Raw genomic sequence first — 21,184 nt, forward strand, 5'->3', positions numbered from 1 at the left:
TCATATTGGGCATTGAAGCTGCTTGATGACTAACTGCTCCGATTATGCCGAACTACCGCATGGCCGAAACGAGGCTCGACAACGGCTAAACTCGGTCATGCGGCATAATCCGGCCCACGGCATAATGGGTCTTATGCCGATATCGGCATAAGACGCATTGGACATCGGCAAAGGGACGGCTCGATCGCGATCTCAGCCGCTATGGGACGGATCGCAGTGAGCGCGCCCGGGAAGAACTGATTGCCGAACTGGGCAGCGCATTCCTGTGCGCCGATCTTGGAATCGTTCCGGAACTTGAACCGCGTCCCGATCATGCAAGCTATATCGATAGCTGGCTGACCCTGCTTAGCGGTGACAGGCGCGCGATCTTCACGGCCGCCTCACAGGCGCAGCGTGCCGTCGATTACCTGCACCATCTGCAACCACGGTTCGCAGACGAGGGGGCGGCGTGAGCCGCCCTTTCACGCCTGACGATGCCGCATGGAAAATAGGACCCCGCCCAATCCGAGCGGGGTCCTTCCCATTTACTTGTTCAGTGCATCCTTCAGCGCCTTTGCCGGCTGGAAGCTCAGCTTTCTGGCAGCGGCCACCTTGACGGTTGCACCGGTGGATGGATTGCGTGCCTCGCGCTCAGGCGTCGTCTTCACCTTGAACTTGCCAAAGCCGGGCAGGGACGTTTCGTTGCCGGCGACCGCTGCGCTGGTGATGGAGGCGATCACGGCTTCAACGATTGCCTTGCCCTGAACCTTGGTCAGGCCATGTTCGGCGGCGATCTTGTCAGCGATTTCGTTGGTGGTTGTCATTGTTTCCCCTTTCGTCAATTGAGAATCCCTGCCATCCCCTTCACGCGTTGTCATCGACGCACCGCAGCTAAACTATTGATTTCCACAGATTCTGATCAAAATTCGCGAGCGATGACCACTTGTCGCGGTAAGCTCAGATGTGCCGTCGGCACATCACGGCAAGCTTAAACCCCAGTCGTCCCACCGCGAGTGACAGGATAAAAGCGACCGGCCATGCGACAACGAAAGCCTTGGCCCATTCAGCAACCCACGCCAGAATTGAGGTCGCGTGGATAAAGCCGAAGAAGCCGGTCATGAGGAATGCCATCATTCCTGATATAAATAGTTGAGCGAAAATAATTGTTTTCGTGTCGTGCATGGAAATCTCCACTTGATAAGGTGGAGCGCTGACACCAGCACCACCTTGATTGAAGGTCGGTGCCGTGGGTTCGCATCAGCGACTTTCCCGAGAACGGGGACCGGAATAACCACACCGGCCTGAAACTTTTCGACGCTCGTTCCTGACCTCAGATGCCTCGGGTGTCAATAGTCTGATTGAAGAGCTGGACCGCCTTTCTCCGCTGCATGGTGAAGTACCCAGTGAAGAGTTGCTCCAGCAGCACGTCGATCGGACCTCATCCACAGGGCAGGTATGCAATCTTTCTGGCGAGCCAACAGCCGACGGTGAGGCCCGATACGGTACCATCGGCGTCACGGTGGACCTGGACCGTCCAGTCGCCGGGTGGAGCGGCGTCCATCGACCGTCTGGTGGTGATGACCCAGACATCCACGGCGAGAGCATACATGCGCTCCACCGGGCCGGTTCCGAACATGCCTTCGAAGCTGGCATAAGCGGCACCGCCGCGCGCTTCGATATCGAGGTGAGCTTCGAGTTCTTCCGACCAGTAGCGTCCGGCGATGCCTACGCCGTCGGCCCATTCGACAGGGGTCAGAGGACGAGCCGTCACCTCAAGGTTTTCACTCTCACGACACATGACGAGCATCTCACCTTGTTTCTTCAGGGCGAGCGCGTGGCCGCGGGCGACACCGTCCGAGACGGTAAGCCGCGCCGCGGAGGGGGCGTAGTGGAGCTTGATGCCAGTGGTGTCTTGAACGGTTCTAAGGATGAGACCCTGGTCATCGTCGAACCACAACCCGTCCCAGCCTTCGGGGCGAACGGTTTCGTTCGAAGCTTCGCGCCCGAGCGCAGCGTCGAGAATTGCGGTGGCAGCTGTAAACGAGCTTGCATCGTGGTTGAACATCACCACCACCGAAATCCGCTCCTCTGCTGCGTGAAGCCGAAACGAGCTGAAACCGCGCAGGCCGCCGCCGTGGCCAGTGATCCTGGCGCCGCGCCAGGTATCGCGGCGCAGCCCAAAGCCGTAGCTTGCCGGCGTCCCGTTTCGGTAGGTCACCGGACCCGATATGCGGTTATAGAGGCTGTCAGGCTCGTCACGCGTCTCGTCGATATGGCATTCCCAGGCCAGCAGGTCGTCGAGCGAGGCAACAATGCCGGCGTCGCCAAACCAGTAGACGCCGTTTTCCGCCGGAAGAAAGCCGACGTCGTCGCTGCCCTCATAGCCGACCACCCCGTCGGGGGGGTAGCGGGTGTCTGGCGCGAGCTTTGCCGTCTTCATGCCGGCGGGTGCGAAAATCCTCTCCCGCAAAAGCTCGCCGAAGGAGCGGCCCGTGCCGTCCTCGATCATCTCGCCGAGGATGCGGAAATTGCCGTTGTTGTAGGAGTAGAGCTCGCCTGCTGGGAAGTGGCCGGTCTTCGATCGCGCAAGCAGCGGGAGTGCGTGCTCGCGCGTAAACTCCGCCTCCGGCTTGGCACCCTGCAGAACCGTCAGCGCCCAGTAGTCGCGCAAGCCCGACTGGTTGTGGCAGAGTTCCGCAACGCTTGGCAGCCTGTCGCGATAGCGCGGAAGATATGCGCTGACCCTGTGGTCCAGCACTGCGGGATCGCCAAACTGATCGAGCAGCAGCGCGCAGGTGAACTGTTTGGAGAGCGAGCAGATCGGCATGCGCGTCTCGGCCGTCATCTGTACCTTCCGGTACATGTCGGCGAACCCCCAGGCGCGCCGGGCGATCACCTTTCCATCCTTCACCACCCCTGCAACGCCGCCGGGTCCCTTGTAGCGGCCCGGCAGGAAGTTGAGCATCCGCTCTAGCGCGGTGGTGTCGATGCTGGTCATGACGCGTGCCTTCAATTGTCGCGATCTATGGAAGGGGGGATAGAGCGCCCGAAACGGGCGCGTCTTTTCAGGATGGGTCGATGAAGGCTAAACCGCCATCAGATGTCAGCTCGCCTCGGAAAAACGCAGATGCGTGGAGGGCTCAGCGGCGGCAAGGAAGGAAAGCAGATCCTCACGCGAGAGCGCCGCGCAGCCCGCCGTCGGAGAGTAGTTTGGCCGGGCGATGTGCAGAAAAACGGCACTGCCTGCACCCGCCACCGGTGGGTCGTCGTTATGCCCCAGGACGACGACGATGTCATAGACGTCGTCCTCCATCCACATCTCCTCGTGGCTCGCGGCGAAGGGTAGCTTGACCTGGCGGTTGTAGTCCGGGTGCACGGGGTCGTCGCACCAGCCGTCGAGGCGGTCGATGGCGCGGCAGGGAAAAGGCGATACCGGCTTGCCGATCCGGTCGGCGCGGTAGAATAGCTGGCGGATCGGCCAGCGCCCGATCGGGCTCGCACCGTCACCTTCGACCTTTTCGTTGGCGGGACGCATGCCGCTGCGGCCAATGGCACAGCGCCAGCGCTTATCTCCATAGGCGGCCTGCCAGCCGTCGCCGTTGCGCGATACGATCAGATCCAAATTCGAACACCTTTCTTGACGTGAAATCACTGGTCCAGTGGAAAATGGCATGCGACCGTGTGGCCGCCGCGGTCCGACAGCGCAGGCTCTTCGTTCCGGCAGATCGCCTGCGCAAAGGGACAGCGCGTATGGAAGCGGCATCCGGACGGCAGGTTCATCGGGCTCGGAATGTCGCCGGTGAGCAGCGGCCGCTCGCGGTTTCGCTGATGCGGATCGGGACGCGGAACCGCCGACATCAGGAACATCGTATAGGGATGGCGCGGCTTTGCGAAAATTTCCTCTGTCGTCCCCACTTCCACCATCCGCCCGAGGAACATCACCCCGACCCGATCGGCAAACTGGCGTACCACGCTCAGATCGTGAGTGATGAAGAGATAGGTTAGCTTCAGTTGCTCCTGGAGATCGCGCAAGAGGTTCAAGACCTGCGCCTGGATCGAGACATCGAGTGCCGAAACGGCCTCGTCGCAGACAACAAATTCGGGATTGTTGGCAAGCGCCCTTGCAATGCCTATGCGCTGCCGCTGCCCGCCGCTGAACTGGTGGGGATAGCGGCGCAGGAGCTGTCGGCGCAGCCCGACCATATCGAGCAGCTCGCCGCAGCGCTCTTCGATTTCGGCTCCGGTACCATATGCGTGTGCGCGCAAAGGCTCGGCCAAAATATCCTTGACGCGCTTGCGCGGATTGAGGGAGGCGAATGGGTCCTGAAAGACGATCTGCAGCTTCTTGCGCATGGCCCGCATTGCGGCCTCGTCGAGCGCGTGCAAATCCTGACCGCGATAGTGCACGGTCCCTTCCGTGCGCTCGATCAGCCGAAGCATCACGCGACCGAGCGTCGTCTTGCCGCAGCCCGACTCCCCCACAAGCGCGAAGGTTTCCCTTTCGCGGATCTCGAGATCGATGCCGTCCACGGCGCGGATCACCTTATGCTGAGAGCGGAAGAAGCCCGTGCCGACAGGGTAGTGCTTGCTTAGCCCTGCGGTGGAAATCAGAACGTCGCTCACGCCTTTGCTCCCTCTTTGTCATGCAACCAGCAGCGCGCCTTGTGGCCATTGCCGAGATCCGTCAGTTCAGGCTGCTTCAGCTTGCAGATTGGCATCGCATCGCCGCAGCGGGGGTGGAAACGACAGCCCGCTGGAAGTTTCGCAAGATTCGGCACCACACCTGGAATGCTGTTCAGGCGTTCCGCCGTGCGTTTTTCCGTCGCTTTCGGGATCGAAGCGAGCAGGCCGCGTGTATAGGGATGCGACGGCCGGTCGAAGAGGTCGAAGACATTGGCCTGTTCGACGATCTGGCCGGCATACATCACGTTCACCTCGTCGCACATCTCGGCGATGATGCCGAGATCGTGGGTGATCATGATGATTGCAGTGCCGGCGCGCTCGCGCAGTGCCATCATCAGCCTGAGAATCTGCGCCTGCGTGGTTACGTCGAGCGCCGTCGTCGGTTCGTCGGCGATCAGGAGCTTCGGTTCGCAGATCAGCCCCATGGCGATCATCGCCCTCTGGCGCAACCCCCCCGAAAGTTGATGCGGATAAACGTCGAGGCGTGCCTTTGGCTCTGGAATGCCCACCGTCTCGAACATCTGCAGCACCTTTTCCCGGATGGCGCGCTTGTTGAGGCCGGTGTGAATGGCAAGCGGCTCGCCAACCTGCTGAACCATGGTCTTCACCGGATTAAGCGAGGTCATTGGCTCCTGAAATACCATCGAAACCTCCCGACCGCGCTTGCGCCGCATCTCGTCGCTGTTCAGCCGCGCCAGATCGGTCCCGTCAAGGATGATGCTATCGGCACTCACCGTTCCGGGCGGCGAAGGCACCAATCCCATCAGCGACAGCGCCGTGATGCTCTTGCCGGAGCCGGATTCCCCGACCAGACCGACGATCCGGCCGCGCCCGACGTCGAACGACACACCGTCAACTACCCGGACGGGGCCGTTCTGCGTCTTGAATTCCGTGCGCAGGTTGCGCACGCTGAGCAATATGTCTCGGTTTGTCATCCTCGCGCCCCTCAGTCCTTCATGTAGGGATCGAGCGCGTCACGCAGTCCGTCGCCGACAAAATTGAACGCCAGCACCGTGATCAGGATCGCAACGCCGGGCATGATCGCAACCAGGGGGGCGGAGAAGAGGTATTCCTTGCCCTTGGCCACCAGGAGACCCCAGCTGGCTTCGGGAGGCTGGACCCCGACGCCGAGGAAGCTGAGGCTCGATTCCCACATGATCGCGTCGGGAATGCTGAGCGAAAAGAGAACAATCAGTGTCGGAACGACGTTGGGGAAGATGTGGCCGACCATGATCGCCACCTTCTTCGTGCCGTTCGCGCGCGCCGCCTCGATGAACTCCTTCTCCTTGACGGCGAGTGTCTGAGCGCGAACCACGCGGGCCACTCCGGCCCAGCCAACGAGGCTGAGCGCGATGAAGATGTTAAAGAGGTTCGCCCCGAGCGTGTACATCACCACCATCGCCAGCAGGAGCGACGGGAAGGCGATCATCATATCGGCCAGCCGCATGATTATGAAGTCGACCCGACCGCCGTAGTAGCCGCTGACAACACCAAGGACTGCTCCAATCATCAGGGAGATGAAGCTCGGCACGATACCGACGACCAGAGATATCCGGGCGCCATAAAGAATGCGGGTCAGGAGATCCCGGCCGAAGTTGTCCGTACCGAGCCAATAGGTGGTGGACGGCGGGCGGAACTGCTCGTTCAGCGCCACGCGGTAGGGATCATGCGGACTGATGAAGGAAACGAACAGCGCCACGAAGACAAGACACCCGACCATGATCAGACCGGCCATCGCCATTCGGTTCCTGCAAAAGATCCTGATGCCGTCGCGCAGGAAACTGTCGTTACCCGCATCATCCGCAACGTCCGGGATTGTTTCGGCGACCTCAGTCATTTCGAACCTCCCTTCATTTCGGAGCGAATGCGGGGGTCGAGAACCGAATAGAGGATATCGGCAACGAGATTGCCGAAGATGACGAGGACGGTGGCGAATAGCACCGAGCCCTGCAGAAGCGGCATGTCGCGCGCCTGGATGGCGCTGACCGAAATGCGGCCTACGCCGGGGATGCCGAAGATCGCTTCGGTGATGACTGCGCCCGACAGCAGCCCCGCGACCTGGATCGCCATGATGGTCACGACGGGGATAAGCGCGTTCTTCAGCGCATGCCGGCGGATCACCATCAATTCGCGAAGGCCCTTGGCGCGAGCCGTGCGGATATAATCGTGGCGCATTACCTCAAGCAGGCTGGAGCGGGTGAGGCGGGCGATGACGCCAGCCGAACTCCATCCGAGCACGATCGCTGGCATGATCACATACTGGTATCCGTAAAAACCGGACACAGGCAGCCATTTCAGCTTCAGAGCGAAGACATATTGCATCAATAGGGCCGACCAGAAGATCGGCATCGAAACCCCAAGAAGCGAGAAGCCCATGAACAGGTGGTCGAGCAGCGAATCCCGCCTGACCGCCGACAGCACGCCCACCGGAATGCCGATCACCCAGGACACGAGTGCCGCACAGATCGTCAAGATGAGCGTGCTCGGGAATGCATTGAGGATGAGCGTCGTCACGTCGCGATTGAGCTTGATCGACACGCCGAGATCGCCTTGAAGGGCGGCGAAGAGGAACCTGAAGTATCGCGTGATCAACGGATCGTCGAGGTGCATCTGGGCGCGCACGCGGTTGATGACGTCGGCGCTGGCATGCTCCTTCATCAGAAGTGCTATGGGATCACCGGGTATCACGTTGAGCATGATGAAGAGCAGCGCCGTGATGCCGATCAGAACTGGGATCGACATCGCGATGCGCTTTATCACGAAGGTCAGCATCGAAAGTGGTCTTTCATCGAATCTCGCCGGAACAAGGATCGCCGGCAAATGGATCCTGCGAAACCGCAGGGAAACAAGAGGATGGCGGGCCCCTTTCGAGGCCCGCCACGCCGGTTAAGTCCTATTCGACTTCCATCTTGTAGTAGCTCATGTCGCTCCAGCCGTTCCACGGCACCACGAAGTTCTTCACCCGGGGCTGAACGACATAGTTGTGGTCGAGGCTGAATAGCGGCACCCAGGCTGCATCGTCCTGCACGATCCGATCCGTCATCTTCTGGTACAGCGCGCAGCGTTCCTCAGGGTTGGTCATCGAGCGCGCCTTGTCGAGCGCCGTAAAGACCTGCTCGTCGTTGTTGTTGTAACCGCGAACCGACGTGCCGCTCTTGCTGAAGAACGTGTAGAAGAAATTGTCCGGATCATTAAAGTCCGCCGACCAGTTTTGCGTGTAGTTGTCGACGGTCCCCGCCTTGCGGGCCGCAAAATATGCGGATTCGTCCATCGTGTTGATCTCGGCGTTGAAGCCAGCTTCCTTGATCTGGGCCTGGATAATCTGGTTCATATCGGACCAACGCGAGGACCAATTGCTGGCCTGGGTCAGCTTGATGTCTACGCCGTTGGGGTAGCCAGCCTCTGCCAGCAGCGCCTTGGCCTTCTGCGGGTTGTACTCGATCGGCTTGGCCTCGGCATAGCAGGTCAGTCCACGCGGCATGACGCCGTTTTCCAGCTTGCCCTTGCCATAGAAATTCTTGTCGAGAATTTCCTGGCGGTTGATGGCCATCTGGAACGCCTTGCGGACGCGCACGTCGTCGAAGGGCTTCAGCGCCTGATTGATGTGGTAGTAATAGATGCCGACGCGTGGACCGGATCGAATCTGGTCCTTCCATTGGTCACTGCCGGCGAAATAGGGCAGCTGCGACGATGCGTAGTCGATATCGAACACATCCAGTTCGCCCGATTCGAAGAGAAGTCGCAGTGTTTCGGCATCGGCGACCACGCGGATGACGATCTGGTCGAGCTTCGGGCGACCCTTGAAATACTTGTCGTTGGCCTCAAGGACCTGACTGTCGTTGAGGGTGTATTCCGTCAGTTTGAACGGCCCGGTTCCGTTGGTCGTTTCCGGCGTAAGGCCGTACTTGTCGCCGAGCGGTTCGGTGAATTTGCGATTGTAGATCGACGCACCGGGGCTCGCCAAAAGGGCGATGAAGGCCGCATAAGGCTCCTTCAGGACGATCTTGACAGTGTATTTGTCCACCGCCTGCAGACCGGGGACCGTGGTGGCGGATCCATCCAGGCGCTCGGTGGCACCATCGACGAAATTGAGAATGTCGGTGCTCAGCGCCTTGGTCTTGGGGTCGAGCATGCGGTCGAAGGTGTAGACGACGTCATCCGCAGTCAGCTCCTCGCCGTTGTGAAACAGAACGCCTTTGCGCAGGTGGAATATGTAGGTCTTGCCGTCCTGCGAAACTTCCCAGCTCTCGGCAAGCCCGGGGGTGAGCTGCGACTGGCCCGGCCCGCTCGTTTCGGCCTCGACGAGCCGGTCGTAAACGTTGAGCGGCAGTGTGTAGAAATCCTGCGTCATCTGGACGTCGACGGTCTTCGGATCCTCCTGATAGGCGATCTTCAAGACATGGTCGGCCGCAAGACTGGTCGAAGCCATCGCAAGCGTAATGAGGCCCGTCGCCATCATAAACTTGGCTTTGTTCAGCATTTGAAATTCCCTCTTTTTCTTGTTTCCCCATCCGGGGCAGCGCTTGTCGCTTCCCCGTGTTGTCCGGTTCCCGGTCCAATTATTGTTCAGCGTCTGCCATTTCCCTCCCGGTGCCTCTTGTGCCCCCGTGCAAAACAGGTTCGGCCATCACTCTTCCGCCCGGCGCAGGACGCTCCCAGGCTCCCCCATGCTCGAGTTGTAGCATTTCTTGAATGCCCTGCCTGCGGCGGATTGTCTTGAACCGATCGCCGTCCACAAGTACCTCGGCAAGAAGATCGCGTGAGTTGTAGGTCGATGCCATCGACGCGCCATAGGCGCCGGCGAGATCGAAAGCCAGCAGCTCACCGGCCCGCAGCTCACCGAGCCCATCGTAGCGTCCAAATTTGTCGGAGCTTTCGCAAATCGGCCCGACGAGACTATAGGTGCACGCTGCATCGTTGAGTTGCGGTTCCTGAAGGGGAAGAACGGGGTGGTGGGCGTCGTAGAGCGCCGTGCGCATAAGGTCGTTCATTCCCGCGTCGAGAATGCCCATGCATCCGTCCTGCATGTCCTTGAGGTAAAGCAACTCGCTCACCAGCAACCCCGCCGGCCCGACGAGCCAGCGGCCCGGCTCGACGGCAAGTTTGCAGCCGAGATGGCCAACTGTCTCGGCGATGATCGCGGCATAGCGCCCAATGTCTGGGCCTGGCTTATCGCCGGAGGCAATCCCAATGCCGCCGCCGAGGTCGAGGCGCGGCACGGACAATCCCCTGCCGCGCATCTCCGTTACCAGCTCGGCCATTGCCGAAAAGGCGCGCCGGAACGGCTCCATGTCATGTATTTGCGATCCGATGTGGACGGCGACGCCAACCGCTTCCAAATCCGGTACCGCAGCAACCTGCGCGTAGAGGTCGGCCACCTGGCCGATCGCGATTCCAAACTTGCTGTCCTTCGTCGCGGTAGTGATTTTTGCGTGCGTCTTGGCATCGACGTCGGGATTGACACGCAATGCGACCGGTGCGCGCTTGCCGAGTGCACGGGCGACCTCGGCGACCACGCTGATTTCGGCCGCCGACTCGACATTGATCTGGTGAATGCCGACCTCAATTGCGCGGGCGATCTCCGCGCGGGTCTTTCCGACGCCGGAGAAGATGATCCTTGACGCAGGTACGTCCGCTGCCAGTGCACGCTCCAGCTCTCCTCCGGAAACGATGTCCATCCCGCATCCGAGTTCTGCAAGCAGGCGAAGGACGGCGATGTTGCTATTGGCTTTGACGGCGTAGCAGATCGCGACGTCGATGGGGGTGAGGGCTCGCGAAAGCGTCCTGTACGCCGATCGGATGGCGCCGGCGGAGTAGCAGTAAAAAGGCGTTGGAACGGCGGCGGCAACCGCGCCCAGCCGCACATCCTCGATATGAAGAGCGCCTGCTCGATAGGCGAGCCAGCGCCGGTCGTCATCCTGAAAGGTCTCTTCTTCGACGTATTTTTTCATCGCCCGTCACGCATGTTTGGGTTCCGGCAGCGATAGTTTCAGACCCTGAATCCTGAGGGAAATAATTGATAGGGCGCTCTTATTCATTTCTGATATATGAGAGGCTTCACCTGCGCTCTCGTCAGGAGGGGAAAGGCACCGAAGCGAAAGGCTCAGACCGATGAGGCTCAACCAACGCCAGATTGAGGTCTTCAACAGCATCATGATCAGCAAAAGCGTGACCGCGGCGGCCGCGGCACTGGGAACGTCACAGCCGACCATCAGCCGAGAGCTCAGAGAAATGGAGCAGCGAATCGGCTTCGACCTTTTCGTGCGCTTCGGCAAGCGTTTGACACCCACGAACCAGGCACTTTTGTTACATGAAGTCGTTCGCCGGTCCTTCCTCGGCATGGAAGAAATCAGCCGTGCTGCGTCGGCGATCCGCATGCACAACGCTTCCAACCTAAGGATCGCCACGATCCCGGCATATGCGGATTCCATCATCCCGCGCGTGGCGCAAAAACTTCTGAAGCATCGCCCGGCGGTTCATCTCTCCCTGCATTCGTTGGAGGAGGTTTCGCTGCAACATGAAATGGCAACGACGGTCTTCGACATGGGGGTGACCGAAGGCCGGTTCGAATATCCTGGCGTAGCCTCTCAGCGGATCGACGTTGGCGATCAAGTATGCGTCGTGCCGATCGGTCACAGGCTTTCGCAAAAGAGCCTCCTCGAACCCGCAGATTTCGACGGCGTACCGTTTGTCTATTTTTCGCAGGACGATCCCTATCGAAGAAAACTTGACGACATGTTCCTGGCTGCAGGCATTTCGCGCAGTTATGCTGTCGAGACGACGACGGCCACCAGCGTATGTTCGATGGTTGCCGCCGGTGTCGGTGTGTCAATCATCAATCCGCTGACTGCTGCAACCCATGTCGACAAGGGGGTGGTACTGCGTAGGCTAAGCGTCAGCGTCCCGTACACGCTTGCCGTATGGCGCCCGGTTCGAAGGACGCGATCGACGGTCATTGAAAGGTTCCTTTCGGTCCTGACCGAGGCTGCCAACGAGATGCGGGCAACTTTGCACTCCGCGCTCGATAGAAAGTAAGGCAGACCACGCCGCGGGCTTGAACGCCCAGCTTCTTGGCTGCAAGGCACACGCACACCGTAGGTCGCGCCATGACCTAACGCAGGAAGCGTCTGAAACGGCGCAGCGCCAGCCAGAAAAACGCACTCGCGATGACAAGAAGCGCCAGAAGCTGTGGCCAGACCACGTCGAGCTGTGCTCCTCGGAACAGGACCGCCTGCGCCAGAATGACAAAGTGCGTGTTCGGTGCCAGCAGCATGATATTCTGGATAATATCAGGCATGCTCTCGCGCGGCGTCATGGCGCCTGACAGTACTTGAAGCGGCAGCAGCACGAGGATCAGGAGCAAGCCGAACTGCGGCATCGATCCGGCAATTGTCGCCAGGAAAATCCCCATCGATGTCGTGGCGAAGAGAAACAATGCCGTGCCGAGAAGGAAGATCGTCAGCGACCCCTCGATCGGAACCCCCAGGAGCCCCTTGACGACGACAAAGAGGGAAAAGCTCGTCGCCAGGAGGACGACCAGCCCCATTGACCAGATCTTGCTTACCATGATTTCGATCGGCGTGACGGGCATGACCAACAAGTGTTCGATGGTGCCATGTTCCCGCTCCCGAATAAGGGCAGCCCCCGTCAGGATGATCGACAACATCGTGATCGACGTAATGATGTTGTTGATCGATCCGAACCAGGACTTGTTCAGCGACGGATTGAAGCGGTTCCGCAGCGTCAGGTCCACCGAGACATTGTTGGCGCCGCGGTAGCGATCCATGAATTCATTGACCTCGCTCGTGACAATGCTCTGAATGTAGCCGCTGCCGGTGAAAGCCTGACTCATTCGGGTTGCATCGACGTTGAGCTGGATCGTTGGTTGCCGACCGGCAAGTACGTCACGCTGGAAATTTGGTGGAATGTTAAGGGCAAACGTGTCCACCCCTGCATCCATCCGCTGGTCCATCTCTGCAATCGAGATCAGCTTTGGCGGCACGAAATATGGTGGGGTGAAAGCGGTGGTAATGCGCCCCGAGAGTGGCGACTGGTCTTCATCGACGATGGCGATCGCGGCGTTGTTGAGTGTTTCGGGAAGCGCGCTGGAGCCTGTGTATATTTGCAGGCTGAAGGCATACACGATCAGCAACATCAGCATTGGGTCGCGTGCAAGCCCTCTCAGTTCCTTGATGCCAAGCTGGACGATGTTGGACCAACCCATATCAACTCTCCTGCTTCTTCAGCAGTACCGCGCCGGCGACGACCAATATGGGAATTGCAATCAGCAAAGGAATGAACGAGCCAGCCAGGCCCGAAAAATCGAGCGCCTTTGAAAAGGTACCGCGTGAAATCGTCATGAAATAGGTCGCCGGATAGATCTGGCCGATCAGGGCGCCCGCGCCCTTCAGGGAGGAAACCGGATCGGTCATGCCGGAATACTGGGTCGCGGGGATGAGTGTCAAAAGCGCCGTTCCGAAAATCGCTGCGATCTGGCTGGACATGAAAGTCGACATGAAGATGCCGATCGAGGTGGCGATGATCACGTAAAGCACCGCGGCCGCCGCATAGGTCATGAAACTGCCGGTGAACGGTACCCTGAAAACGAGGGTTGCGAAGGCAACCAGAAGCAGGAAGTTTGCAATGCCGAGCATCACGTAGGGCAACTGCTTGCCGAGAAGGAATTCCAGCCGCGTGACCGGTGTCACATATAGATTGATGATAGAGCCCAGTTCCTTTTCCCTGACCACGCTGAGTGCGGCGAGCATCGCCGGAATGAGCAGGAGAAGCAGGGGAATGACGGCCGGAACCATGGCAACAAGGCTTTTGACGTCGGGATTGTAGCGGAAGCGGGTTTCAATGCTGAATGCGCCCTGGGTCGCGGCGGTACCATAGAGCTTCTTTGCGCGTGCGGTCAGCCAGTTGGCATGCATTCCCTGGACATAGCCGCCGATCGTCTCTGCCCGCTGTGGCATGGCGCCATCGATCCAGGCGCCAATCTCGACCGGATCGCCGCGCTGCACCTTTCGGCCGAAACCAGGCGGTATCTCGATCGCGAGGCTGATCTCGCCGTCGCGCATCCGTCTGTCCATCTCTGCGTAATCGCGGATGGGGTCTTTCTCGATGAAATATCGCGAGCCGGAGATGTCGAGCACATAGTCACGGCTAATACTGGAATCATCACGATCGAGGACCGCAAACGTCAGATCATCCACGTCCATGTTGATGCCGTAGCCAATGACGAACATCAAGATGACACTGCCGAGTACTGCGAGAGTGGCTCGAATAGGATCACGCTGTAGTTCCAGAGCCTCGCGCCTTGTATAGCTGAACATGCGGCGAAAATCGAAAATACGTCGCCTGCCGGTGATCTGTCCATGACCCGAGCCCAGCAGTTTCGACGTATCGGACGTCTCTGGGGCAGCACTCTTGACGACGGGTGATATGCCGGCCGCGTCCTCGAGATATGCGACAAACGCGTCCTCCAGTGTGGGGGAGTTCCTGCTCTTGGTGATCGCCTCCGGGGTATCGCTGATCAAGACCTTGCCGGCGTGCATCAACGAGATGCGGTCACAGCGCTCCGCCTCATTCATGAAGTGCGTCGAAATGAAGATCGTCACATTGTCCTTGCGCGAGAGATCGACCAGGATCTGCCAAAAGGCGTCTCGGGCGATGGGATCGACGCCGGACGTCGGTTCGTCGAGGATAAGGACGTCCGGCGCATGTATCATCGCAACCGCCAGCGACAGGCGCTGACGAATACCGAGTGGCAAGCCGTCAGGAAACGCATCCATCACACCTTCGAGGTCGAAGCGTTTGGCCATCTCCTCGACGCGAGCCGATATCGTACTTGTCGGCAGCTTGAAGAGGTGGGCGTGCAAATCGAGGTTCTGGCGAACTGTCAGTTCCGTGTAGAGCGAAAATGCCTGGCTCATGTAACCGACGCGACGACGCACCGCCATGTCGCTTGCATCAACGGTACGACCAAAAAGCCTGGCCTCACCTTCGCTGGCTGCAAGCAGGCCGGTCAGCATCTTCATCGTCGTCGATTTGCCGCAGCCGTTGGATCCCAGGAAGCCGAAGATTTCCCCGCGCGGGATCTGGAAACTGACATTGTCGACAGCCGTAAAATTGCCGAAGCGCATGCTGAGGTGGCTTGCCTCGATCGCATAGTCCTCGCCCTCTGTTTCCTGTTTCGGAGGGATGACGACGTCGACGTGACGACGCCGCTCGGCTTCGGGCAAAAGGGCGATGAAAGCGGCATCGAGATTGCCGGTGCCGGTGCGCGACAAAAGCTCGGCAGGCGTTCCGGTATCGAGCACCTTGCCGGCATGCATCGCAACCAGCCAGTCGAAATTGGCTGCCTCCTCCATATAGGCTGTGGCAACGATGACGCTCATCCCCGGCCGGCCGGCGCGAATCTGGTCAATCAGGTCCCAGAATTGCCGGCGTGACAAAGGATCGACACCAGTTGTCGGCTCATCGAGAATGAGAAGATCCGGATCGTGGATAAGCGCGCAACAGAGCCCGAGTTTTTGCTTCATCCCACCTGAAAGCTTTGCAGCCGGCCGGTCAGCAAAAGGGGCGAGCCCGGTGCTGTCGAGAAGTTCGCGGATACGTGTCTCGCGTTCCTGTCGATCATGGCCGAACAGACGCCCGAAAAAGTCGACGTTCTCAAAGACCGATAAGGTGGGATAGAGGTTCTTGCCGAGGCCCTGCGGCATATAGGCGATCCTTGGGCAGGTCTCATCACGATGGCGGGCATCGGACATATTTCCTCCCAGCACCTCGACATCGCCTTTCTGCACGGCGCGCGCGCCGGACACGAGCGACAGAAGGCTGGATTTGCCCACGCCGTCCGGTCCAATCAGCCCGACCATGCAACCCGCGGGAACATCCAGTGACACGTCCGATAGCGCAATCGTCTTGCCAAACGCCAGCGTGACATTCGCCAGCCGAGCCACGGTTGCGTGACCGTCTGCGGGAACGCTCATGCTTGCAGGTGCCCCACTCATGCTCCCCACATCACTTCACGAGGTTGCGTTCGAGGTGTTCGGGCCAGGCTGCCTGTGGATCGAGCCGGACATAGGCCATGCCGGGCAGTCCAGTCTTGACGTATTGGACATACTTCTGGAGCAGCTCCTGCGGGATTTGCGCCCGCACACGGAAGGTGAGTTTCTGGCGCTCCTCCTCGGTCTCGACGGTCTTCGGCGTGAACTGGGCGACATCAGCGACGAAGGAAACTTTCGCAGGGATCGTATATTGTGGTGCTGCATCGAGCACCAGACGGACGTCTGAGCCAATCGATGCGAGGCCCGCCTGTTCCGTTGGCAAGAAGAACGTCATGTACACATCGCCAAGATCAACGAGGTTCAACACGCGACCACCCGCGGACAGGACCTCGCCGGGCTGCGCGATACGATACTGGATGCGGCCGTCGCGTGGCGCGACGAGGGTGCTGTCGGCGATATCGGTTTCGACGCTCTCGATCTGCGCCTTTGCCGCGTCCACGGCGGCTTCAGCGTCGATCACTTGCGCTTTGGCCGCGTTGATCGCCGCGTCTGCAGCTGCAAGCGATGCCTCCGCCGATGCGAGCGTCGCACGCGCGGCCTGTTCCGCCGCTTCACTGTCGTCCACCACTTGCTGCGATACGGTGCTGCTGCTCAGGAGCTGTCGTGAGCGGGCATTGGTCTTCATTGCAGAGTCAAGCTGTGCTTTGCGCTGCTCGATCACGGCCAGCGCGGACTTCCTTTCGGCTTCGCGCTGAGCAACGAGACTGTGGGCCGTATCGACGGCGATCTGCGCCCGGCGCAACTGCGCCTCGGCCTGGCGCTTGCTCGCTTCGAGCTGAGCGGTATCCATCCGCGCCAACACCTGACCCGCCTTGACGAAATCGCCCTCACGGACCAGCAGTTCCTTCAGCCGGCCAGCGGTCTTGGTCGAGATATCAATCTCCACCGCTTCGATACGACCATTGCTGGCAGCAAATCCGGCGGGCAGACCGTCATTGCGAAGGACGGTCCATGCGTAATACCCGACGCCGATTGCAACGAGGGCCACTACGCCCCAGATCCATCCCTTTGCGGACTTGATCATTACCTCTCCTTGGCAACGGACACTGTCTCCGTCAGCATAATCCCGTGATTTCAAGCCAGTATGAACGTGGGTTCTGCGCCGTCACAGGCGGGTCACGACCACAAAGTTGCCGGCACGGAGCGGCCATCATGTTTCGAATAAAGAGTTCCATTGCCGGCCATCCTGACAGACGACAAGCGAAAGTCTATCGAAAATGCACGCAGATGTTTGCTTGTGATTGCTGCACAATCGTCACGTGCCAAAGGGAGCTGAAGCCAGATTGGCATTTCTCAGTTGATGGGGGAACGGGGCGTAACCGCGCCTATTTGATGATTGACTCTGGGACGTCACCTCGATGCTCCAGCGAGTACCCGAGCGCCATCAAGCCATCTGCTAGACGCCGTGGCGCGTCTGTGGAAGGAGGCATCGTGCGAATATCTTTCTGCCCCGGCTGGAAACCGATCCGATCGAAGAGGGCGGCAAAGGCTTTCCATTCCAAGGGTGCCATTGGAAACGGCTCGGGAAAATGAACGAAAAGGGTACCATCGATCGACTTCCATTCGATGATTATGACGCGGGGCATCGGGTCCTTACTCGTGTTCCAAGGTGCTTGCTGGTCCACCCATTGTTCCAACGATGTAGTTCGAAATTTGGGCACGACCAGCGACGCGATGGACGCAAGGAGCGAGAACGCCGGTAGAAATACTCTCTCGGGGCGACCAGGCGCCTGTTTTAGCTCGCCCGGTTAGCCGGTCACCGCAGGTGTCCCGGGTGCTGGATGAGCAGGACGGTTTGGACAACCGAGCCCCCCTGTCAACAGGAGATTACATTTTCGTCATATATCTCGATATATCTTGATTTGCGATATATCGAGATATATTCAGTAAGCATGAAACACGGACCTTTAGACGCTTCTGATGATCACCATGGACGGCCCCATCGGGGCAGGGGCGGCAAGCGGATGTTCGACTATGGCGAGCTACGCCTGCTAATCCTCGCGATGATCTTTCAGCGTCCCTTCCACGGCTACGAGTTGATGAAGGCAATCGAGCAGCGCCTCGGAGGCAACTATACACCCAGTCCAGGCGTCATTTATCCGACGCTCGCATGGCTCGACGACATGGGTTACGCCTCAATCGAACTCGAGGAGGGGGGGCGCAAGCTCTATCATGTCACGGAGCAGGGGAGAGCCTTTATAGATGCCAACAGATCGCTCGTGGAGGAACTGCTGACCCGGGCCGTACCGGGCGAGCGGGGGCACGATGAGATTCCAGACGCGATCATCCGAGCGATGGAAAACCTGAAGCTCGCCTTGCGGCTGCGGCTTCGAAAGGGGCCGCCGGATGAGGCGACGACAGGTGATATCGCCAACATCCTGGACGAGGCGGCGCGGGCAATCGAACGCCGCTCGTGACACCGGAAGGCCTCAGGCGTTCAAAGGTAAAGACAATGGACCAGAAGATCGAAGCGGTTCTTGAAGCGTATCATGCTCTCATCCGCGAGGAGCAGGCGCGGCCACGCGAAATGCCGCCAGGCGGGCGTGATGGGGGCGAGGACCGCCGTATGAGGGCAGTGGGACCGGAGACAGGAAAGTTTCTCAACATCGTCGCCAGAAGCCAGAAGTCCCCCGCGATATTGGAGATCGGGACCTCCTTCGGTTATTCCGGCATTTGGCTTGCGGAGGCTGCCAGGGCGAGCGGCGGGCGCCTGATCACCATGGAAATTCACGAATACAAGTCACTATACGCTCAGGAACGCGCGGTGGCTGCCGGTCTCTCTGACTACATCGATTTCAAGGTCGGAGATGCAGTGGAGATGATCAGCGCGCTGCCTTTTGGCGTCGACTTCGTGCTGCTCGACCTGTGGAAGGATCTCTACATTCCGTGCCTGGAAGCCTTCTATCCCAAACTCAACCCCGGCGCGATCGTCGTCGCGGACAATATGCTGCGGCCTGGCGACGAGAACGTGAAGATGTACGGGAGGGCCGTGCGCGCGAGGCCGGGGATGACGAGTATATTGCTTCCGGTGGGTGCTGGCCTTGAAGTCAGTCGTTTCGAGCCGGACTAGACGGAGCTCGAAATGCTTCTCGAGAACTTCCCGATGGAAATGCTTTGCCGGCTCGCCGTCTTTTTCCACTGTCGTACGACGACAGACAGCAAAGGAACGAACACATGAATATCTTGCAAGGCGACCGGCTGACCGAAGTCGCAAACAGCCCGCGCATAGAGCGCGTGCGCCACGAACTGAAACGGCGGCAGCTGAACGTCCTATCCACCGAGCGGCTGACTCCGCATATGATCCGCATCACCCTCGGAGGCGAGGAGCTTGAAGGCTTCACCTCGCTGTCGGCGGGTGATCACATCAAGATCTTCGTGCCCGACGGTGCCGGCGGAACGACAATGCGGGATTATACGCCCCGGCGATATGATGTGGCGACACGCACGCTCGTAATCGACTTTGCCGTTCACGATGCCGGTCCGGCGACGCAATGGGCACTCAATGCTCGTCCGGGCGACATGATACAGATCGGCGGCCCCCGCGGCTCCCAGATCATATCAGGACCAATCCGCTCCTGGCTGCTGATCGGAGACGAAACGGCCCTTCCTTCGATCGGCCGCCGTATCGAGGAGCTGCCATTGGGTACGTTGGTGACCAGCGTCGTGGCCGTGCCGGGCTCTGAGGACGAGCAGGTCTTCGAGACGAAAGCGAATCTTACTGCCCATTGGATTTATCGAGAGAATGCGGCCGATCCTGCCCGTCTGATCGACCGCCTAAGCGACATAGCCGTCGAACCTGGAACTTTTGTCTGGATCGCCGCGGAAGGCTCGGTTACGCGGCGCATTCGCAGTTATCTCACCGATGAACGCAAGCATCCAGCCAACTGGTTGCGCGCATCCGGTTACTGGGTGCAGGGCAAGGCCGACACGACGGAAAAGTTCGAGGATTGAGGCTCGGCCGCCAGTGCATGTAAGCCGGTTCTCTCGCCGTAGACAGAGCCCGGAGAATGTGCCGCGGGAGGTGGTCTGGCGCGCACCAGTTCCATGGTGCAAGCCAAAGTCAAATCATCAATCTGGCATCGTACTGTGTAACGATGTTTCCCACCGTCCACCACAGCCCGGCGACCCTTCAAACGGGCGCCAGGCTAAAACGCAACCACGATGTGCTTCTTTTCCCTGTGCATTGGCGCGCCATCGTCGATACTGTTCAGGGAAAATCGGTTTTTTGTTATGTGGAACGGCGTCGCATATTGAGCCGCAACCAGCGCAGCCATGAGTGAATTGCATCCGTTTGCAGCGGGAACGTGACTATAGCCAATGCCTAGTCGTCTATTCGAAAGCCGACCTTCATGACCACCTGATAGAATTCCACCGAGCCGTTCTTAATGTGGCCCCGGATCTGATCAACCTCAAACCAATCGAGGTTTCGCATTGTCTTTGACGCTCGTGATATAGCGGTCTCAATTGCCTCCGTCACCGAGACTTTCGAGCTTCCGACAAGCTCCACCTTTTTATAGACGTGATCGCTCATTTCCATCCTCCACCATTGACGTCGCGTTTAGGCACCCGATCGCCCAACTCATCCGAAGGAAAGTTTGCGTCCGTAGAGTCTCAAGTCCGACTGGCATTCGAGATTTCGTCCATGCCCAAATGCTCGTCTCGACTTTGCCCCAGCGCCGCGCCAATCGATTGCCATGAAGGGACTATGAGCGAGCGAGGAGAGGTTTGAAACAAGATTCTGGCGCGCGGGGGGCGGGCCTTCAGCCTTCGGCGAGTCGCTGACGAAAAAGTAGCGACGTTTTTTTTGCAATTCGCTCTTGGAAGTATCCAATTGTAAATGCAGGAATTGTGTGGCTCTTCTTCTGTCGAGCGAACTGGTTTGCTTAGGTAGTGGAATTGAGGGCTGTTCCGCGACCGGTACCCGAATGTCATTATCAACAAGTTTTAAAGAAAACTGCGCATATGATTGCGGGGACTTTGCACAGTCAAACATTTCGCCCATCAAGGAGTTTCACATGACTGACGAAATCAAAGCCACCGTCACTAACGACACGGCAGCCGGGAATGAACCTAAAGTAAAGAAGTCGCGCGCACCGCGAAAGTCGAAGACCGTCGCTGAAGCGGCTGTAGCCACGTCGGTGAGTACGCCCGCGAAGAAGACACGTGGCGGCCGCCGGAAGAACACGGAAAAGGGTGAGGCCATTGCTTCGGCGACGCCCGTTCCGGGAAATAAAATCGCCTCGACCAAATCAAAGGAAACCGCGCAACCTCAGAAGCGTGGGCGGCGGAAAGCCGAGGCGCCTAAGCCAGCGTCGGACGACTTTGCGGATCTTCTGAAGCTCGAGGAAGAGAATCAGAAGCTCCGAAGGGCATTGTCCGAGAAGCTCCGCACAGAGAACGCTGACCTTCGGAAGAAGCTTGGCATGGCTTGAGTGAACAGGATCACGGGT

At 59.2% G+C, this 21,184-nt stretch carries 20 protein-coding genes and 1 pseudogene; 6 read left to right on the top strand and 15 right to left on the bottom strand.

Annotated elements, in window-relative coordinates; translation table 11 throughout:
* Window positions 1-152 precede the first annotated feature (152 nt).
* A pseudogene (locus IB244_RS30140) lies at window positions 153-452 on the top strand (zincin-like metallopeptidase domain-containing protein); the annotation flags it as partial.
* Window positions 453-524: 72 nt separating this feature from the next.
* Here the strand turns inward: IB244_RS30140 and IB244_RS30145 are convergent.
* From IB244_RS30145 to lysA, 10 genes are all read right to left on the bottom strand, one after another.
* Window positions 525-803: an HU family DNA-binding protein gene (locus IB244_RS30145; protein ID WP_025662486.1), complete on the bottom strand. Its 279-nt coding sequence runs from the start codon at window positions 801-803 to the stop codon at window positions 525-527.
* A gap of 133 nt (window positions 804-936) precedes the next feature.
* The gene (locus IB244_RS30150; protein WP_025662487.1) at window positions 937-1,161 is read right to left on the bottom strand and encodes a DUF2798 domain-containing protein; all 225 of its coding nucleotides are present in this window, start codon (window positions 1,159-1,161) and stop codon (window positions 937-939) included.
* 256 nt (window positions 1,162-1,417) lie between these two features.
* A complete protein-coding gene (locus IB244_RS30155; protein WP_192306665.1) occupies window positions 1,418-2,977 on the bottom strand; it encodes a D-aminopeptidase in 1,560 nt (519 codons plus the stop codon).
* A 105-nt stretch (window positions 2,978-3,082) separates the two neighbouring features.
* Window positions 3,083-3,601, bottom strand: a complete 519-nt coding sequence (locus tag IB244_RS30160; RefSeq protein ID WP_192242076.1) for a L,D-transpeptidase — start codon at window positions 3,599-3,601, stop codon at window positions 3,083-3,085.
* A gap of 26 nt (window positions 3,602-3,627) precedes the next feature.
* Window positions 3,628-4,602 carry an ABC transporter ATP-binding protein gene (locus IB244_RS30165; RefSeq protein WP_192306667.1) on the bottom strand — a complete coding sequence of 325 codons (975 nt, stop codon included), beginning with the start codon at window positions 4,600-4,602 and terminating at the stop codon, window positions 3,628-3,630.
* Entirely contained in the window at window positions 4,599-5,597 is a 999-nt protein-coding gene (locus IB244_RS30170) for an ABC transporter ATP-binding protein (protein WP_192242078.1), read from the bottom strand. Before IB244_RS30170 ends, IB244_RS30165 begins: the two co-directional genes overlap by 4 nt.
* Window positions 5,598-5,608: 11 nt before the next feature.
* Window positions 5,609-6,499 (bottom strand): ABC transporter permease, encoded by an 891-nt coding sequence (locus tag IB244_RS30175; RefSeq protein ID WP_192306669.1) that lies wholly within the window; start codon window positions 6,497-6,499, stop codon window positions 5,609-5,611.
* Entirely contained in the window at window positions 6,496-7,434 is a 939-nt protein-coding gene (locus IB244_RS30180; protein ID WP_018860236.1) for an ABC transporter permease, read from the bottom strand. The genes IB244_RS30175 and IB244_RS30180 overlap by 4 nt, the downstream gene beginning before the upstream one ends.
* 121 nt (window positions 7,435-7,555) lie before the next feature.
* Window positions 7,556-9,142, bottom strand: a complete 1,587-nt coding sequence (locus IB244_RS30185) for an ABC transporter substrate-binding protein (protein ID WP_192306671.1) — start codon at window positions 9,140-9,142, stop codon at window positions 7,556-7,558.
* Window positions 9,143-9,221: 79 nt separating this feature from the next.
* Window positions 9,222-10,613 carry a diaminopimelate decarboxylase gene (gene lysA / locus IB244_RS30190; protein WP_192306673.1) on the bottom strand — a complete coding sequence of 464 codons (1,392 nt, stop codon included), beginning with the start codon at window positions 10,611-10,613 and terminating at the stop codon, window positions 9,222-9,224.
* Window positions 10,614-10,773: 160 nt separating this feature from the next.
* Between lysA and IB244_RS30195 the strand changes: the two genes are divergently transcribed.
* Entirely contained in the window at window positions 10,774-11,697 is a 924-nt protein-coding gene (locus IB244_RS30195; RefSeq protein WP_192242082.1) for a LysR family transcriptional regulator, read from the top strand.
* 76 nt (window positions 11,698-11,773) lie between these two features.
* Here IB244_RS30195 and IB244_RS30200 read toward each other — a convergent pair whose 3' ends face one another.
* From IB244_RS30200 to IB244_RS30215, 4 genes are all read right to left on the bottom strand, one after another.
* On the bottom strand, window positions 11,774-12,886 hold the full coding sequence (locus tag IB244_RS30200; protein WP_192306675.1) for an ABC transporter permease: 1,113 nt from the start codon (window positions 12,884-12,886) through the stop codon (window positions 11,774-11,776).
* Between the two features lies 1 nt (window position 12,887).
* A complete protein-coding gene (gene rbbA / locus IB244_RS30205; protein ID WP_192306677.1) occupies window positions 12,888-15,656 on the bottom strand; it encodes a ribosome-associated ATPase/putative transporter RbbA in 2,769 nt (922 codons plus the stop codon).
* A gap of 31 nt (window positions 15,657-15,687) precedes the next feature.
* Entirely contained in the window at window positions 15,688-16,758 is a 1,071-nt protein-coding gene (locus IB244_RS30210) for an HlyD family secretion protein (protein ID WP_113469794.1), read from the bottom strand.
* Window positions 16,759-17,059: 301 nt separating this feature from the next.
* Window positions 17,060-17,359: a hypothetical protein gene (locus tag IB244_RS30215; RefSeq protein ID WP_192306679.1), complete on the bottom strand. Its 300-nt coding sequence runs from the start codon at window positions 17,357-17,359 to the stop codon at window positions 17,060-17,062.
* 339 nt (window positions 17,360-17,698) lie between these two features.
* Between IB244_RS30215 and IB244_RS30220 the strand changes: the two genes are divergently transcribed.
* From IB244_RS30220 to IB244_RS30230, 3 genes are all read left to right on the top strand, one after another.
* Complete coding sequence (locus IB244_RS30220) at window positions 17,699-18,151, top strand: PadR family transcriptional regulator (RefSeq protein ID WP_192306681.1); 453 nt, start codon at window positions 17,699-17,701, stop codon at window positions 18,149-18,151.
* Between the two features lie 35 nt (window positions 18,152-18,186).
* A complete protein-coding gene (locus IB244_RS30225; protein ID WP_192306683.1) occupies window positions 18,187-18,804 on the top strand; it encodes an O-methyltransferase in 618 nt (205 codons plus the stop codon).
* 104 nt (window positions 18,805-18,908) lie between these two features.
* Entirely contained in the window at window positions 18,909-19,685 is a 777-nt protein-coding gene (locus tag IB244_RS30230; RefSeq protein WP_192306685.1) for a siderophore-interacting protein, read from the top strand.
* Window positions 19,686-20,055: 370 nt separating this feature from the next.
* Here the strand turns inward: IB244_RS30230 and IB244_RS30235 are convergent, their stop codons facing one another.
* Window positions 20,056-20,265, bottom strand: a complete 210-nt coding sequence (locus IB244_RS30235; protein ID WP_192242087.1) for a dodecin — start codon at window positions 20,263-20,265, stop codon at window positions 20,056-20,058.
* A gap of 319 nt (window positions 20,266-20,584) precedes the next feature.
* On the opposite strand from IB244_RS30235, the gene IB244_RS30240 reads away from it, so the two are divergent.
* Complete coding sequence (locus tag IB244_RS30240) at window positions 20,585-21,166, top strand: hypothetical protein (protein ID WP_312867295.1); 582 nt, start codon at window positions 20,585-20,587, stop codon at window positions 21,164-21,166.
* Window positions 21,167-21,184: the final 18 nt, after the last annotated feature.

The sequence above is a fragment of the Rhizobium sp. RHZ02 genome (assembly GCF_014851575.1).
Taxonomy (GTDB): domain Bacteria; phylum Pseudomonadota; class Alphaproteobacteria; order Rhizobiales; family Rhizobiaceae; genus Rhizobium; species Rhizobium altiplani.